This window comes from Fusicatenibacter saccharivorans, from assembly GCF_027667425.1.
GTDB classification, from domain to species: Bacteria; Bacillota; Clostridia; order Lachnospirales; family Lachnospiraceae; genus Fusicatenibacter; species Fusicatenibacter saccharivorans.
In genome coordinates, this window is the sequence record NZ_JAQEGR010000017.1 from 71761 (window position 1) to 88938 (window position 17178).

Annotated in this window: 17 protein-coding genes and 1 pseudogene; 12 read left to right on the forward strand and 6 right to left on the reverse strand. The window is 41.4% G+C overall.

The genetic code is table 11. The annotated features are described in order from the left end of the window. The first annotated feature begins 13 nt into the window (after positions 1-13). Together PGS38_RS14795 and PGS38_RS14800 are read left to right on the forward strand one after the other, a co-directional pair. Positions 14-1816, forward strand: a complete 1803-nt coding sequence (locus tag PGS38_RS14795) for an HsdM family class I SAM-dependent methyltransferase (protein ID WP_119188583.1) — start codon at positions 14-16, stop codon at positions 1814-1816. Next, complete coding sequence (locus PGS38_RS14800; RefSeq protein WP_119188582.1) at positions 1803-2858, forward strand: restriction endonuclease subunit S; 1056 nt, start codon at positions 1803-1805, stop codon at positions 2856-2858. Before PGS38_RS14795 ends, PGS38_RS14800 begins: the two co-directional genes overlap by 14 nt. 55 nt (positions 2859-2913) lie before the next feature. Here PGS38_RS14800 and PGS38_RS14805 read toward each other — a convergent pair whose 3' ends face one another. The 6 genes from PGS38_RS14805 to PGS38_RS17585 form a co-directional block, all read right to left on the reverse strand. Then, entirely contained in the window at positions 2914-4671 is a 1758-nt protein-coding gene (locus tag PGS38_RS14805; protein ID WP_270476391.1) for a UvrD-helicase domain-containing protein, read from the reverse strand. A gap of 13 nt (positions 4672-4684) precedes the next feature. Continuing rightward, positions 4685-6655, reverse strand: coding sequence for an AAA family ATPase (locus PGS38_RS14810; RefSeq protein ID WP_270476392.1), 1971 nt, complete (start codon positions 6653-6655; stop codon positions 4685-4687). Between the two features lie 166 nt (positions 6656-6821). Then, positions 6822-7547 (reverse strand): hypothetical protein, encoded by a 726-nt coding sequence (locus PGS38_RS17570; protein ID WP_330426911.1) that lies wholly within the window; start codon positions 7545-7547, stop codon positions 6822-6824. A gap of 8 nt (positions 7548-7555) precedes the next feature. Next, the gene (locus tag PGS38_RS17575) at positions 7556-7846 is read right to left on the reverse strand and encodes a hypothetical protein (protein WP_330426910.1); all 291 of its coding nucleotides are present in this window, start codon (positions 7844-7846) and stop codon (positions 7556-7558) included. 27 nt (positions 7847-7873) lie between these two features. Next, a complete protein-coding gene (locus PGS38_RS17580; RefSeq protein ID WP_330426909.1) occupies positions 7874-8389 on the reverse strand; it encodes a DUF6076 domain-containing protein in 516 nt (171 codons plus the stop codon). A gap of 102 nt (positions 8390-8491) precedes the next feature. After that, a complete protein-coding gene (locus PGS38_RS17585; RefSeq protein ID WP_330426908.1) occupies positions 8492-8989 on the reverse strand; it encodes a hypothetical protein in 498 nt (165 codons plus the stop codon). 236 nt (positions 8990-9225) lie between these two features. Here PGS38_RS17585 and PGS38_RS14825 point away from each other — a divergent pair, with 236 nt between their 5' ends. The 10 genes and pseudogenes from PGS38_RS14825 (at position 9226) to PGS38_RS14870 (ending at position 17125) form a co-directional block, all read left to right on the forward strand. Next, positions 9226-10530 carry a DNA primase family protein gene (locus PGS38_RS14825; protein ID WP_442859838.1) on the forward strand — a complete coding sequence of 435 codons (1305 nt, stop codon included), beginning with the start codon at positions 9226-9228 and terminating at the stop codon, positions 10528-10530. A gap of 347 nt (positions 10531-10877) precedes the next feature. Further along, entirely contained in the window at positions 10878-11192 is a 315-nt protein-coding gene (locus PGS38_RS14830; RefSeq protein ID WP_119188580.1) for a DUF3847 domain-containing protein, read from the forward strand. Between the two features lies 1 nt (position 11193). Continuing rightward, positions 11194-12702, forward strand: coding sequence for a MobQ family relaxase (gene mobQ, locus PGS38_RS14835; protein ID WP_270476393.1), 1509 nt, complete (start codon positions 11194-11196; stop codon positions 12700-12702). Continuing rightward, positions 12696-12890, forward strand: a complete 195-nt coding sequence (locus PGS38_RS14840; protein ID WP_003525812.1) for a hypothetical protein — start codon at positions 12696-12698, stop codon at positions 12888-12890. Before mobQ ends, PGS38_RS14840 begins: the two co-directional genes overlap by 7 nt. Before the next feature lie 113 nt (positions 12891-13003). Then, the gene (locus PGS38_RS14845) at positions 13004-14683 is read left to right on the forward strand and encodes a recombinase family protein (protein ID WP_119188579.1); all 1680 of its coding nucleotides are present in this window, start codon (positions 13004-13006) and stop codon (positions 14681-14683) included. Positions 14684-14969: 286 nt separating this feature from the next. Then, the gene (locus tag PGS38_RS14850) at positions 14970-15437 is read left to right on the forward strand and encodes a DUF6075 family protein (RefSeq protein WP_119188578.1); all 468 of its coding nucleotides are present in this window, start codon (positions 14970-14972) and stop codon (positions 15435-15437) included. Next, entirely contained in the window at positions 15424-15588 is a 165-nt protein-coding gene (locus PGS38_RS14855) for a hypothetical protein (protein ID WP_004612805.1), read from the forward strand. The genes PGS38_RS14850 and PGS38_RS14855 overlap by 14 nt, the downstream gene beginning before the upstream one ends. A 15-nt stretch (positions 15589-15603) precedes the next feature. Continuing rightward, a pseudogene (locus tag PGS38_RS14860) lies at positions 15604-16095 on the forward strand (ParA family protein); the annotation flags it as partial. Between the two features lie 27 nt (positions 16096-16122). Continuing rightward, positions 16123-16452, forward strand: coding sequence for a DUF6664 family protein (locus PGS38_RS14865; RefSeq protein ID WP_270476394.1), 330 nt, complete (start codon positions 16123-16125; stop codon positions 16450-16452). 151 nt (positions 16453-16603) lie between these two features. Beyond that, entirely contained in the window at positions 16604-17125 is a 522-nt protein-coding gene (locus tag PGS38_RS14870) for a hypothetical protein (protein WP_119188577.1), read from the forward strand. Positions 17126-17178: the final 53 nt, after the last annotated feature.

Here is a 17178-nt window from a genome sequence, read left to right on the forward strand (position 1 = left end):
GAGGTTGATGAATATGGCAAAGAGTATGACAGAAGATGCTGTTCGCGACTTAGCTCGTGAAGCTCTTGGTTTGGTTGATAGTGAAATTGCGCGTGCTGGTGTGGGGCAGCTTACCACATTCAATCAGCTTGGGTTCCCAGGAGTAGCTGATAAACCAGATGGTTGGTATCTGCCGAATAATAAAAATGAGGTTGCAGTTGTTCTGGAAACGAAAGCAACTCGTATTACTCTTGGACAAGCGCAAGTTGATGAAGTTCTGAAAAACGTGCGCATTATGCAAACACAATATAAGAAGGTTGTAGGAATTCTATATAACGGAGAAGATATTCGTGTTTTCAAAGGTGAAGAGGAAGTAAAGACACCCACCAAGTTGCAGAGTGTTAGCTATTATCTGTCTCTGTATACCGTGGATAGTATTGATAAAGAGCGAATCTATGAATTAACCGCAAAGATCAATAATGGGCTACATTTTGAATTTGGTATTAAAAACCTGTATCATCGTATGATATTTACTGCATGCGCTTTAGTAGCTGAACGTTATGGTGCTGGATTGCAGCGTCTAAAAGATATGGGGTATGCGACATTCCATACAGCAATTCATTCGACGCTGTCCAAATCGCTCGAAGATAGCCGAAAGCAAAATGCTAAAATTGATATTCTGTTGGAAGAATATTCCGACATTAAAATGAATACAACGGACAATCAGCAGGCAATCAATGATTTTATCGACTGGGTTGTTGAGATCTCCGAGTGTGTCAACTCAAATGAATGGCGTGGTGAAGACGTAATGGGCATCTTCTTTAACGAATTCAATCGTTACAAGAAGAAGTCTGAGGCTGGTCAGGTATTTACGCCTGAGCATATCACCGACTTTATGTATAAGATTCTTGATGTGAATAAAGATGACTATATATTGGACGCGACTTGCGGTTCAGGTGGCTTCCTTGTAAAGGCTATGGCAAATATGATCCGAGAGGCCGGAGGTATGCAGGCAGATGCAGCTGCCGAAATTAAGTCAAACCATCTTTATGGAATTGAGTTTGACCGCGAAATTTATGCATTGGCGTGCGCAAACATGCTGATTCATAAAGACGGCAAAACCAACCTTGAGCAGATGGATGCCCGTACTGATCCTGCCTGCAAGTGGATGAAATCGAAGCCTATCACGAAAGTTTTGATGAACCCGCCGTACGAGAACAAATATGGGTGCATGAAAATTGTTGAAAATGTGCTGGATAATGTTCCTGCTCACACGCAATGTGCATTTATCTTGCCTGATAAGAAGTTAGAAAAGGCAAGCAAGGCCCAGATGAAGCGTATTCTGAAGAATCATCGTCTGCGAAAAGTCATTAAATTGCCTGAAGACTTGTTCTTTGGCGTTGGTATCACTACAAGCATTTTTGTATTTGAAGCTGGCGTTGGGCAAGAAGGAAAGGAATTCTTTGCTTGCTATATGGAGTCTGATGGACTTGCAACAGTTAAAAACAAAGGGCGGCATGATATTTACGGAAAGTGGGCAGCTATCGAGGCACATTGGGTTGAAGTCATGGAAAAGCAGTCCGGTGATGATACGTGTCAATGGGTTAATCCTGCCGAGCATTTATCATATCAGGTACCACAGAAGCCGTTCGAGATTTTCGAGGAAGACTTCCGCAAGACAGCAATGGACTATCTGATGTTCCAAAAGAGGATCGATGTGAAAACATTTGGCGAGAAACTGATGACCACAGCGCTGTATTCGAGCCAAGTAAGTATTGATGATGAGACCGTGACCGTTTCTATGCAGAAAGGTGGTGACGGTGATGACGAAAATTGATATAAGTGAGTGGAAGCCTTTTGCTATAGGCAATATCTTTGATGTTATCAAAGGCACACGTCTTACTAAAGCCCATATGAAATCGGGAGATATCCGTTTTATCGGATCATCGTCCATGAACAATGGTTGCACTTCATTGGTGGGTAATACAGAGAATATGCACCCGGCAAATACGATTACCGTTTGCTATAATGGTAGTGTTGGAGAAACGTTTTATCAAGATGAGCCGTTTCTTGCTTCGGACGATGTCAACGTGCTATATCCGAAATTTAATATGAATCGTAATATTGCATTGTTTATAGCACCTCTGATTAAAGCCATCAGTGCACGCTACAACTATGTTGATAAGTGGAAGCAAGATGTTATGGTTGCGGATGAAATTATGCTTCCTGTTGACATAAACGGTGAACCGGACTGGGCATACATGGATGAATACATGTCAGAGATCGTGAAAGAATCTGAGGTAAACCTTGCAAGTTTAATGAAAGCCGATAACGAAAAACATGAGGTGAATACTTCTGAATGGAAGGAATTTACTATTGGAGATTTATTTGATATTCATCCAACCAAGGCTTACAAGAAAATCAATATTGAACTTTTTGAAGACGATGGTACGAACCCAGTTGTTGTAAACACAGGATTTAATAATGGCGTTGGTGGATATTCCAATTTAGATTGTACAGAAAAGGCTGGGACTATTACATTTACTGACACCGCAGCGAAAAGCACGGATTCCTTTTTCTATCAGGAGAAAGATTTTATCGGTTATCCACACGTGCAGGGGATGTACGCCAAAACACACGAATGGACAAGAAACGAGGGATTGTTTTTGAACTCGGTTATCAAGTCGATATTAAATGGCAGGTATGATTTTATTAGAAAAATGACACGGGCTGAAATGCTCAAATTAAAAGTTAAGTTGCCAGCAGTGAAACAGATGGATGGAACATATATACCTGATTGGGCATATATGGAAGAACACATGCGTTCTGTCATGAAGGATGCAGAGATTGATTTGACTGCTATGCAGACAATATTCTGAGCAACAGTGATATAAGGCCCGTCGTCCTATTGGGCGGCGGGCCTTATATCAAACGCTATTCAGTTTTGCTGTGATTCTGAGAATTTAGAAATTCTGAATACGTAAGGATATTATCTTCTCCAACCATTTCTGCAAGGAATTTTCTAAAAACTCGATCAACAGGGACAGAAATGAAAAAATAAAGCCGTTTTTTAGGCCTGGAACAACATACATAGAACAAATTGCGATTCCTTATGTATGCTGCCTCTTTATCCTGTGGATATCCGTTTTTAATCATAGGGGCGTAAGTTTCAAACTGATACTGATTCCATCCTTTACTTATAACAAAAATCACATTATCGTATTCCTCGCCTTTAACGCCATGCTCCGTAGAAAAGTCTGCTTCCGGATGAAAATAATTGATTGCTGCCAAAAACTGTTCGTATTCTATGTCCAAAAAATCCTTAATTGTCACATCGGCTCCCGAATACATTGTTTCTGGTGCATTTAGATATAGATCATAATACCCGTCAATTTTTGCCGGAATCGGAATCAACTTTGATTCAAATACTGTTCGGAGAACATCTACACTGTTTTTTTTGCGTGCTATTTTCAAAGCTTCTTGTAGATTTTTCCATTTAACTTTTTCAGCTTTTTTGGTGATAGGATAACGCTTTAGTTTCAGCGTGTCAAACAGTAACTGCATATCATTGGTCTCTAAAGCTTGATATATTGGTTCAAGCTGTTCCATAAAAAATAGCAGAAATGGATCTTCCTTATCTCTAAGACCATCCTTTAAGATATCTAAAAGTTTATTATATCCCTGTTGGGCAGCGAGAACTCGATGTGTAATCATTAATGTCTTTACATTTTCACTGGCAGGAATGCAGCTGTGTTTAATATGCTCCATTAGACCATTAAGTCTTTCTTTTAATTCAGGCGAAGGCAAATCACCCTTGAAATTTCGGTCCGTTCTTCGCTCTCCTATATAATCATCACATGTAATAACTGTGACTTCTCCAGCAAAGTTGTCAATGGCAGAGCGCTGAGGAAGCTCCGGCCTAATAAAGTTTAATAGATCTACAATTTTAGGTGCAGAACGGAAATTCGCCCCCTTTTTTATTTCAACAATATTTTCGTGCTGTATTAAGCCGCATGCCTTATTTGATTGATAAATGGTTTGCCATGAATCTCCAAAAAATCCAAATTGAGGACCAGAATTGAGTGATATAAAGTATTCCAAAAATCGGTCAATAATTGGTTTTAATGAATCTTGATATTCGTCTATTAGAATTAATGGATATTTATCACTAAAAACGCGGCGAAATTTTGCATTATCTAAAAGAGCAGCAAACAATCGAATGACATCATCATGGTAAAGATACATGATACCATTTTCATTATATCGATGTCCTAATGTGTATTCTACTTTTCTAATTGCAAAAAAATCTCCTTCGGTTGACCGCAATGTCTCATCTTCACTTATAATTTTGATGAGGGTACTCTGGTATTGCTTAATTGCATTCCATGCAAAAGAGTGAATTGTTGACGGAATAATAAAAGAATCATTTGTCAGTCGTCCGGAGATAACATCCACTGCGGCATTTGTATAAGTAATACATACTACATGCTGGTTCTTTTTGCGGTACTGCTTCCATTTATTTACTTGTATCCACTCAATAACCTTATTAAGTGAATAGGTTTTGCCTGACCCGGCCCCAGCTTCAACACGAAAATTATATCCCTTTTGAAGGGTATCGATAATCTGTAGGTCTATTTTATTAGCTTCCTCTTGTGCTAACTCAAAGTTTGATTTTTGAGCTTCCTTTGACATACGTTTCCCCCCCTTACACAAGGACTTTTTGCTTATTGAGCCATACCAAACCATCTTTAAGATACTTGGGAATAGAATAATCAGGGTAATCACAAATCAATCTGAGCGCAAAATCTGTTTTACTTTTTTCTGTAAATTCCAATTTTTTCTCTGTAACAGGATCAGCTAACCCATAAAAAGCTCTATTCACGTTTTTGATGGCTTCTTCTAAGGATCTTCCGCATAGTCCATTTTCAGCAACCTGAAATTCTATATGGCATTTATCTATCGTTTTCTCGTCAGCTGTTAGATTTATAATATCTTCTAATTTTATCTTGCTTTTGTCAGCACTTGGTAACCCCTTTACTTGTCTAACCCACCATTTAATTGTTGAATTTGATGTGGTTTTCCCTTTGCTCACAACAGATTTAGTTCTCCCATCTTTCATTGCATCAATATCAGTAATAATCAAGCAGGGAATCCCCAAAAAGCGAACAAATGGTATAAATTTATATGCATATGCCCCGCCGATTTCAATTAATGCATAATATTGAGCTGGAAGCTTATATGTTATGGGCGCAAATAGTCCTAATTTATCACATTTTTCTATCATGTCCGGGACAAGCAAACGTTCCGATGCGCCTTCCACAAAAATAACCTTATCAGCAAAAAACAGGTCGCAACGGCTCAACGTTAGATACTTCTTGATAAAATCCATATTTTCGGAATCTTCTGCACCAAAAGCGCCTAAATCCTTATAAACAACGCCTCTTTTTGTCTTTTGTGCATACCGGATGTTGGAAAAATCCATAGTATTAGCAATATGTGCCGAATGCGAAGTCAGAAAGGTTTGAATATGTACATCCGATATTTTTGATAAGAATGTTTGTAAATATCCTGCGAACGTGTGCTGCATTTGGGGATGCATGTGTGATTCCGGCTCTTCGATAAATAGTAATGGAATACATGCTGTGTGATCTTGCTTAATTTTTTCTGAAAAATCAGCAAGTAAAAATTCCATCTTTATAAGATTTTTGTAGCCAAGGCCATTATGTGAGCTTGGAAGAGCTTCGCCGGCAAGTGGAGCCGTATAGGTTAATTCTGTTTGGTCTTTTATCTGATTATCAATTTGTAGTTTAGTGTTGACTCCAAGCTGCAATTCCTCTCCGTTCGGATAACCAAAGCCAATAGCTTTTCCAACAATCGAGCTGAGAAGATTACTGCTTTCCCTTTGAATGGATTTGTTTGCTTCCTCAACAGTTTCACGTAACTTTAATACATCTGCTGCTATTTTGGGGTCTAAATTTTTTATATCGACACTAAAATAGCTACTAATCAGCGTTCCTAAAGAATTATAATTTTGCTCTGTGGCTTCCCCTAATACACGCTCTGCTGGTATTGGATAGAATGGAAAAAGATCTGCCAATTCTTTTTGTGTTTTTATTTGTACATCTGCTTTGTTCTTGGGATTAATAGCATATATAACCAATTCAAACATTTTTGAGAAATTTGCAGAACACACCTCTTTTGTTTCTTGAGGATCTAAGGCAAATGCCCCATCTTTATAAAAACAGGTATGGAAACAGTTGCGCAACGATTCTTCATCCATTTTCAATGAGTATTCAGCTTTAACTAATGCAGTTGTTGTATCAACATCTACATCAATAATAAATGGGGAAAGTGCTCCCAAATTATCTTCCGCATCATCTAAAGAGTAATCGATGAGGAACTCTATTGATGTTAACGGTAATCTTTTGCATAGCTGTTCATACGTTATCTTTTTTCTCATAAATTGAGCCAACAGTATAAATGCATATTTTCGCCTCTGCAAAGGATAATCGTCGTATGATAAAACCCTATTTTTAACCACCTTCTCTAAAATGCTCATACATGATGTTTTTGCCGTATTGTTGCGGCCAACAATTAAGGTGATATTTCGATGAACATCCAGTTCGGCATTAACAATTAATCGGAAATTATTTATTGTAATTTTTGATAAAAGCATGATAAACCTCCTTGCACTGTATAGCTAAAAGACAATGTATGCTTGTTTTACGTTCATAGGGTCCACATGACGTGTTAGGTATATGATTGCTTTTTTAGCGAATACTTGACTTATCATTCGATCCCATTCTGCAAGTTTTTGGATTTCCGTTGTCCGGTTCACAAAGTCAAAATATATTTCGCCCCATTCGCCATCGCAATCTACCTGATACAGATAGATTGCGGTGGCGATTTCTTTTTTCTTTCTGGTAATGTTTTTGCATTTTAGACGCACAGCGTGCAGAATACCCTCTTCTACCAAAATAGTGGTGAGTTTGTCCAGCGCCTTGCGATATGCACGTTCCGCTTCCTTCAAACAGAGTAGCAAGCTCCTCAAAGGAAGAACGGCTGCTCATGGGACTTACTCTGCCGCAGCGCATACAGATAGCGTTGCGTTTTTCCAGTAACGTTTGTTCTCGATAGTCAAGAGCATCGAAGGCTTTTTGAATGGCTTCGGCTTTGATACCATTCCAGAGGATTTCGGCATAGTCCCAGTAATCGTCTCGACTGACATCTTCGCCGGTTTCCTCGCTGTCTTCATCTTGTCGGGAAACATAGAATGACTGGCGGCTGCGAATCCCTTTTGCAGCATTCAGATATTCAGCAGCCGTTTCCTGCTTGCAGTTCTTTTCAGCCGCATATTCGGAGATGGTTTTCTTTGCGTTTTCTCCCGATGTGCGGTATTTCCATGCAATTCCTCGGATTTTTTTGTATTGGTCCAGAGAATCCACAAACCAGCTTTCTTCCAGCATGCGACAATAAAGAAGAGCATCTGTGATAAAAGGATACAAATAGGTTGTAAAGTCAGCTCCTGTGCGGGGATCATAATCTGAAAAACGTTCAATCACAGCCACAACACAGGTCATTTTATAGTCAAGGAAGCGCTCTGGATCATATCGCTCATTGCGTCGCTGCGCCAAAAGCTATAAATTCGTCCATTAAGCATCCTTTCATAGTGATGCAGAAAGAAGGACAAATAACGTAAATCCTTCTGCTGTTGTGCCTGGATGATATAGTTGTTCAAATCAGATTCTTTAGGCGGTTCCGGTTCTAACTGTAAGGTGCGCTCTGCTTCCATGCGAGACAAGTTTTCACCGGTATAAAATCCATATTTAGAGGCATATCCCTTCATGTCCCATTTGTATTCCGGCATCGGCGCACCTCCTTTCAATCTGTCTGGTTAAAGCTTTATTTCCGCTTCCAGACGCAGGGATTCCTGTTCCATTTCCGATTCATAACACCCTTTGGCATAAGACACGTTGCTCAATGTCCGCAGCATTTTATCTTTGGTCAGTTTTTTCATACGTTTGGCAATGTCAGCATCGAGAGTCCCACGCTTGACATACCGGTTAATGGTGTTACAGCGGCGTTCATAAATCTGCTTGATAGGATGGTCATCAGCAAGTTCCCGCTGTGACCTCCCTTGCAGATTTCCAATCTGGCGGCAAGTTCGATGGAGCTTATCTCCCGGGGCAAGATTACCGCAGTATTTGGTATGCCGGGCATTGGTGGTCAAAAACCAACGTCCGCAGATGGGGCATTTCTTCGGCGCATGGCCTACACAGAGCCCTTCAAAAAAATCAGATCGGAACATCCCCACAAAGGACACATAGTGCATTCGTTTGACCAGTTGCGGCGTATCGCTGCCGGGTTGTATCGCAGGTACATACTGCACAGAAGCATTAGTTAGGGACATCCAACTTCCATCCTCTTCCGACAAGCTGGGATTAATGGAGAAAAAGTCCCCAAAAGAAACAGCATATCCGCTTGGCGACCGTTCCTGTCCTGCGGTATTGAGCTACTCCGCAAACTGGAGCATAGTATCCTGGAACTGTTCCAGAGAATAGCCCAAATGTGCCAGCACAGGGACAACCCGCAGAAGTGTCAGTGCCTTTTGATATTGAGGGTCCAGAACATTCATCAAATTTCCGGAAGCAAGAGATTTGGCATACGCCATGGCATTTTCCAGATATTCATTCGAAAACACTTTCTGGATATGTGCTGTTATCCGCTTTTCATCCAGATAGGAAAAGGGAGGAATATCTTTTAGTTTATGGACAATTTGCAAAGCACTTTCTCTGGCCGATATAAACAATTCTGCATTGGCCATACCAAGCTGCATAGCCCCCATAAAAAGATTCAAACTCCCACATAATTCCGTAATCTGTTTAATCAGAGCAGCGGGAATATTGAGAGCATCACATCCGATGGTACCGGACGGAAAGTTTTTCCCCTCATAGCTCACAGTGTCCTGCCAGAAATCCAGCGACAGTATCTGATGTTGTACCACGTCCATCCTTATACCCTCCTCACTTTGTTGTTCTAAAGTCTATTATAACACGTTGTCCTGTTTTTTGAAATCGGTCTGTCCTTCCATTAGCCTGTTTTTTTGAAATTCCAACATAACCATGGCAGAGGGTAAAGAAAATCCCTCTCTAAATTGCAGGTATAGGAGGATATGCCACTACCGCAGGAACACAAAAAACACAGACGGAAATGAACACAAAAAGGAGGACGGATGTCATGAAAAAAATCGACAATGGCTGTCAGGACAAGCTGGACTGGTTCGACGGCAAGCACATTAATGAAATTTTATTTTGCCAGGAATTTTTGAAAACCCATCCCATGAGGTGTATTGGAGGAACTTTATTTACGGTAGATGGCCCGGTGGAAAGTGAGGAGCTGGTCAAACGTCAAATCATCGATATGGTGCAAAGCTGCGTAACCACTAATCTTTCTAAATGGGCTTCTTCTTTGCTGGAGAGCTTGAAAATTCAAGCCTATTCTGAGCCGTTGCCAGTGGAGTTGGATCGCATCCACTGTGCCAACGGTATTTATTTTCTGGATGGCCATTTTGAACCGAAAAAGGTTTTCTGTAACAATCGGTTGTCGGTTAGCTACAATCCAGCTGCTCCAAAGCCTCTGCGTTGGCTGCAATTTCTTTCAGAACTGCTGGAGGAGGACGATATCCTCACTTTACAGGAGTATCTGGGTTACTGCCTGATTCCATCCACCAAAGGTCAGAAGATGCTTATGCTGATCGGCAGAGGCGGCGAGGGAAAATCCCGTATTGGTTTGATTCTCAACGCCATGTTTCACAGCGCCATGAATGTGGGAAATATTCAGAAAGTAGAGACAAACCGGTTTGCTCGTGCCGATCTGGAACATCGCCTTCTGATGGTGGATGACGACATGGATATGAGCGCTTTGCCTAAAACCAACTATATCAAATCTATTGTTACTGCCGAGGCAAAAATGGATTTGGAGCGCAAGGGAATCCAAAGTTACCAAGGCCAGCTGTATGTGCGATTTCTCTGCTTTGGAAATGGTTCACTTACTTCTCTGTATGATCATTCGGATGGTTTTTATCGTCGGCAGCTGATTCTTACCACAAAAGAGCGCCCTGCTGGCCGGAAGGACGATCCGTTTCTGGTTGAAAAAATGCTGGATGAGCTGGAGGGGATTTTCCTCTGGTGTCTGGAAGGGCTGCACCGACTGATTGCCAATGGTTACAGTTTCACAGTAAGCAATCGAAGCGCAGAAAATGTAGAGCTGATTCGCAGAAGCAATAATAACATTTTGGACTTCCTGCAATCTGAGGGGTACATCCGCTTTAAGGCTGATGCAGAATCCAGCTCCAAAGCAATCTATGAAGCATACAAAATGTGGTGCGAGGACAATGCTCTGCACGCACTTGCCGCAAATCGTTTTAGCTCCGAATTAGCTCAAAACGAGAAAAAGTACAATGTGGAGGCAACCAACAATATTTATCTTGCCGGAGGTAAACGGGTGCGTGGATTTGTTGGAATCGAGGTGCTGGTAAGACCATCATTCTGAAAAATTTGCACTTTGAACATGGGGATGCTGTACGTACTGTACGGTGTACGGCGTACGGTACGTACAGCACTTCGAGGCTCTATGGTTAAAAACGAAAGGGGCTGGTTAGAACACAGCCAAATCCCTTAGGGGAACTAAGGGCGCACTTCTATACCGCTCCTCAATGGCGGTATTGTGCGCTCTGCGAGGTTAACTTCCGTACTACTAAGCCCGGAAGTTTTGCGGAATTTCATTCCGTACAAGAGGGGTTCCCTCTTGCGCCGCTTGATGCGGCTATCTTCCCTGTAAACCGTTTGCACCAGCAAGCGGTATTTTTTATGCCTGTTTGAAGAAAGGAACGAGTAATTATGCCAAACAAGAAAACCAAAGACGATCTGCTGGCCGAGAAAGTCAGCGCAGAGAAAAAATTGGAGCAGTACACCCATCAGCTTCAGCGAGCGGTCAATCGTGAAAAATATCTGGTCAAGGGCGAGGCCAAAAAGCGACCCCATATTCTTTGCAATATTGGTGGTGCTGTCCTCAGCTTTTGGCCGGAGGTGCAGTATTTGACCAAAGTGGAACAGTATCAGATTTTTGAAAAATTGGCCCAACAAGCGGATGTAAATAACGTAGTGCAGGAAGCCATTGATCGGTATCGTGCCCAGCAGAATGGAGGGAAATAAAATGGCGCTTTTTCATTTTCATGTTGACCAGATTGGACGCAGTGCAGGGCGATCAGCTGTTGCCTGTGCTGCCTATCGTTCTGGCGAAAAACTGTACAGCGAATATTATGGGGAAACCAGTGATTATACCCGCAAGGGCGGTGTGATGTATTCAGAGATTATGCTGCCGCCCCATGCTCCGATGGCTTATGCAGACCGGCAGACGCTCTGGAATGCAGTGGAAGAAGTAGAGCGCCGTCACGATGCACAGTTGGCTTATTCCTTCGATATTGCCCTGCAAAATGAATTGACATTTGAGGAAAATCTGGAGGTTGCCAGAGCGTTTCTTCTCCAGTATTTTGTGGGAGACGGGATGACCGTGGATTTTTGTGTTCATGACCCGGAACGTGATGGAATACAAAATCCACATTTTCATGTCATGGTGCCAATCCGGCCTCTGAATCCTGATGGAACCTGGGGAGCCAAACAGCACAGAGTTTATCATCTGGACGAGAATGGAGAGCGCATTAGAGACGAACATGGAAACTATGTGTTTGATGCTATTGCCACCACCGATTGGGAAAAACCGGAAACTTTGGAATTGTGGCGGGAACAATGGGCCAATATGGTAAACGCAAAATTTGAGCAGAAGGGCTTGTCTTGCCGTATCGACCACCGTTCTTATGAAGATCAAGCACTGGATATTCTGCCTACTGTTCATGAAGGACCTGTGGTACGCCAGATGGAACAAAAAGGTATCCGTACCGAAAAAGGTGAATTGAACCGCTGGATCAAGGCAACCAATCGTATTTTGAAAAATCTCAAACAGCGGATTGCTGACTTAAAGCTGTGGATTGAGGTCCTTCGGGAGGAATTGGGAAAACAGCAAACCAGTCAGGATTTGGTTCGGTTGATTCAGGACTATTATGGCGAACGCAACCGAGGCACCCTGCATCTTCCCGCTTACGCCAGACAAAAGGCTCGTGTCGGGAATTTGAAACAGTTGAATGAAACCGTGAATTATTTATCCGAACACAAATTGTTTACCGTGGAAGATCTTCGCAAGGAGATGGAGAAAATGGAGGATGCTCGCCACATTTTGCAAGAGGGCACCAGAGAAAAACAGGAGCGGATTAAAGCTCTAAAAGAATTGCTGCGCCATGCAGAAGCATACGAGGAGCTAAAATCCCTCCAGGAAAAACTAAATATTTTCAAATTCAAAAAACGTCGGGAGCAGTTCAAGCAAGAGCATGAAAGTGACTTCCGACGTTTTTATTTGGCCAAACGCAAGCTCAAAGAAGCTGTGCCTGACGGCGAACCACCAGTAGATGTTTGGAAGAATGAACTGAGCCAATTGGAACAGGAATACCGCCAGCAATCAGCACAGGCCAGCCTGCTTTGGAAAGAGAGCAAGAAACTACGGGAATTGCAGGTCCTGGTAGATGAAGTGTTGCGCAAACAAGGGCAGCGTGAACGAGAACAGCAGCATTCGGATCGTCATCAGGACAAACAGGAGGAGCGCCTATGGTAAATGCTGATTTTGAGAGATGCACCGACTTTTTGGCCAGAATGATTGAAAAATATGGCGGAGAGTTGGATCTTCCCAAAACAGAAGAAAATGATATGAATGATACAACAAAACAAGGTACACAGGGGTCATCAGGTATGAATCCCAAAAAGTTTCCAACAAGTTCATTGACTGCGGACAAGACAGCATGATAAAATGAAGTTGGGATAACAAATAACATGTTTTAGTAATTCATAAAACCAAAATATTGTGTCGCTGACAGTGGCACAATTTACATAACGATGCAGGATGGAGGCAACGTAAAATGAAGAAAAAGGAGTGTTATATCTATACGAGAGATTCTACTTCCATGCAGGTAGATGGATACAGTCTGGATGCCCAGAAAGACAAACTTCGCAAGTATGCAGACTTTCAGGACATGGTAATTGTCGGTGAATACTCTGATGAAGGAAAATCCGGAAAAAGTGTAGAGGGACGTCCTGAATTTTTGCAAATGCTGCGGGACATCGAAGAAGGAAAAGATCATGTTTCTTTCGTGCTGGTATTCAAGTTATCCCGTTTTGGCCGTAATGCCGCTGATGTATTGACCTCACTGCAAAAGATGCAGGATTTCGGTGTGAACTTGATCTGCGTGGAAGATGGAATCGACAGCTCCAAAGACAGCGGAAAGCTGATGATTTCGGTGCTTTCTGCTGTTGCCGAGATTGAACGAGAGAATATTCTGGTGCAGACCATGGAAGGCCGCCGTCAAAAAGCCCGTGAAGGAAAATGGAACGGCGGATTTGCTCCTTACGGCTATAAACTGGTAGACGGAGAACTGGAAATCGCTGAGGATGAAGCAGAGATTATCCGCTTGATTTTCGACAAATACATCAACACGACGATGGGTGTCAACGGAATTGCTGCATGGCTGAACCAGCAGGGATACCAAAAGAAAAAACGTCAGAACAATACGCTAAATGGGTTTGCAGCGTCATTCATCAAGGGCGTTTTGGATAATCCGGTTTATTGCGGAAAACTTGCTTATGGCAGACGGAAAAATGAGAAAATCCCCGGCAAACGCAATGCTTACCATATCGTCAAGCAGGATTCCTATATGCTGTATGATGGTATTCATGAAGCGATTGTGTCAGAAGAAATCTGGAACACTGCACACGACAGGCGATTAAGAACTGGGGTAAAGAGAGAAAAGACCTACAGCCTGGAGCACGAACATCTTCTTTCTGGTATTCTCTGCTGCCCCATTTGTGGTGCCGGTATGTATGGCAATGTCAACCGTAAGAAGAAAAAGGATGGCTCCCGATACAAAGACTATTTCTACTACACTTGCAAGCATCGCCGCTCTGTTGATGGGCATGTCTGCACATATAAAAAGCAATGGGGCGAAGATAAGGTCAATGCAGCGGTGGCAGAAGTCATTAAAAAGCTGGTACAAAATCCGAAATTTGAAGCGGCTATTCGGAAGAAAATCAACACTCGTATTGATACCGGAGAGTTGGAACAGGAAATTGAAAATCTCCGCAAGCAGCTTCGCCAGGTATTAGGGGCCAAAAACAAACTGGCACAGCAGATGGATAGTCTGGATGTGACAGACCGCTACTATGACCGGAAGTATCAGGATATGCAGGATCGTCTGTATCATTTTTATGACCAGATTGACGAGATTGAAGATTCTATCGCTCAGGTGGAAGTGCGGATTCAAAACATTCGCCAGCAAAAGCTGGGTAGTGACAATGTGTATCAATATCTGCTATACTTTGATAAACTGTATGATAAATTTACAGATGCTGAAAAGAAAGAGTTTCTGAGCAGCTTCGTGGAACGTGTGGATATTTATGAGGATGAACTGCCGGATGGACGATTTTTGAGGCATATCAAATTCAAGTTCCCAGTGTTCTACAACGGTCAGGAGATCGATGAAATGAGTTGGGACAAAGAAAGTACAGTTGAGACTGTGGTGTTGCTACAAAGGAAGAATATGTAGAAATCCTTGAATTTACGCACTTTGTAGAGTTTTTTAGTTTCAGAAAAATAGGTGAAAATCACAAAGAAAAGAGCCTTGTGAAGAAAGTAACCGTTGTTGTTGCGTTAGACCTCGGGACGGGGAACACAAAGAATCTTGAATATGAAAATGAATAGAGAGCTATCAGATCATTGATAGATTATAGGGATACTTGTTAAAAGCGGGTGTCCCTATTTTTTATAGGGCATTTCAGAAATGGAGTGTCTTTTTTATACCAAAATATTAAAAATTCAGGAGGAAAATGAAAATGACAAACACAGCGTTAAGAGCAGAGAATAGCAATTCTCGCACAATTACTTTCAAGAGCAGGGAACACGAAAAATTTTATGAGGAATATCTGAAAAAATACAGATATCAGGATGTCTACCATCGGGCTTTGGTTTATTGCCTGGGTATCGGCAGAGACACAAGAAATAATGTGAATAAAATCTATAATTTTAAAACTGGATGTGTAAAAACGGAATGCCTGCAGGAAGGGTGGCAGACCAGTGGAAGTTTACGAATTGTCCGTATGGCATTTAACCTGTATTGTAATGGAACACCAAGCGTCGGAGATTACGAAGCAGAAGAAGATCAGTTGAAAGAATGTCAGTGTTATACCGTAGAAGATCTGTTTTGCTGTGGATATGCCCGGTATTTCTGGGAAGCCATTAAAATCCGTTATCCAGAGTATTGCTTTTACAAAGACTGGGAGGATATATATGCTGAAAATTAGATTACAGGGTACTTTAAAGGACATTCAATGGTTTCGCCGTATTTTGGAAAAGCATAAGGAATTGGATGTCCTGGAAGTATCTGATGCTTACGCAAATAAAGGAACAAGTAAATATTTTCGTGTTTATGTAGAAGTAGAAGAAAAACAGTAAATCGGAGGAAAGTATATGTGTAAAGTAATTGCTATTGCAAATCAGAAGGGCGGAGTAGCCAAAACAACGACAACCATCAATCTGGGAGCCGGACTGACAAAGAATGGGAAAAAAGTAGTGCTGGTAGATGCAGATCCACAGGGACATCTGACAATGGGACTGGGATTTCCCAAAAATCTCAAAGTGACTTTAAAGAGTATGATGGAAAATATCATCATGGGACTGGAGTTTGACCCAAAGGAAGCAGTCTTGCACCATGAAGAAGGGATGGATCTGATTCCGTCCAATAAATTGCTTGCCGGAATGGACATGTCCTTATTTACTGTTGAAGATAGGGAAAAAGTACTGAAAGAGTATCTGGAACTGTTGAAAGATGAATATGATTATATTTTGATTGACTGTATGCCATCATTGGGAATGCTGACAATCAATGCGTTGAGTGCAGCGGACAGCGTTCTGATTCCGGTACAGCCACAATATTATGCGGCAGATGGACTTATGGAATTAGATTAGTAAATGTCGGAGGTGAAAGGTGTGCTTGATAATTTCAGATTTGAAACCTTTGTTGATGTGCATAGCAACATCTTTGCTGAATATCTAAGCTCCGTTATCGCAAAGCTGCTAAAAGAAAATCCAGAATACCGTTCCACAGAGGAAAGGATAGAGGAACTCTACAAGGAGTATCCCAAAGTGATGGCAGTTTTGGATACGGAAAAGCCGAGTGATTTATCCGAGCAGGAGTGTAAGGCTTTGATAGAAGTTTTGAAGCTTCGGAACAGGCTCAGCGATATGCAGCAGGAAGCAATCTATTTCAGAGGGTGCTATGACAGCGTTGGGTATCTCAAAAAGGCAGGAATTTTATAACCGAGAATGGGGGCATTGGCGTTGAGCTGATGCCGTCTTTTACATAAAATAAATAAAGGTATAGGGGCATGATATTGTTTGCCATAATAGCTTTTTTAATAATGGAATGGTATAATCAGAATAGTAAATCAAAGTACGAGGGAGAAATATTATGGAGCAAGTTGCAAAATGTAAATCTTTAGAAGCTATTTTCAGAGATGATAAAAAAATGTTAGATGGTCCACATGCGGTTGGCTTTGATATAGAAAAAGACAAGGCTTTTCATATTGATGTAGAACAATGCGGAATCAGAAAAATTTCAATAACTTCAGATGTGGATGTTTCTGTATTTGATTTATATGCATTATTTTCACGCATTGAAAGATTGTTAATGCTGTTTGAGGGGGCTTTTATTTCTTTATCAGAAATTCAATTATCTAAGTCTGATACTGTTGATGAAAAGATTTTACATTCATGTGAAGAACATTTTATGAAGGGGCGTTTATCTTATTTCATGTCTGCTGATTTTTGTAACTACAGTATAGAGAAAATGCTTGGATTTGACTCTATCATTACAGCGGATTTGTATTGTAAATGGGAAAATTTGCTTGATGAATTAGATGTTGTGCATCAAATGTATCTCTATTCTTTAAGTAATAGTGGAATGACGGTAGATATTAAGTGTGCATTTTGATTGAATTAGCAGAGCGTAAATGGTGAATAACCCGTCAACTTCCTGACATCTCC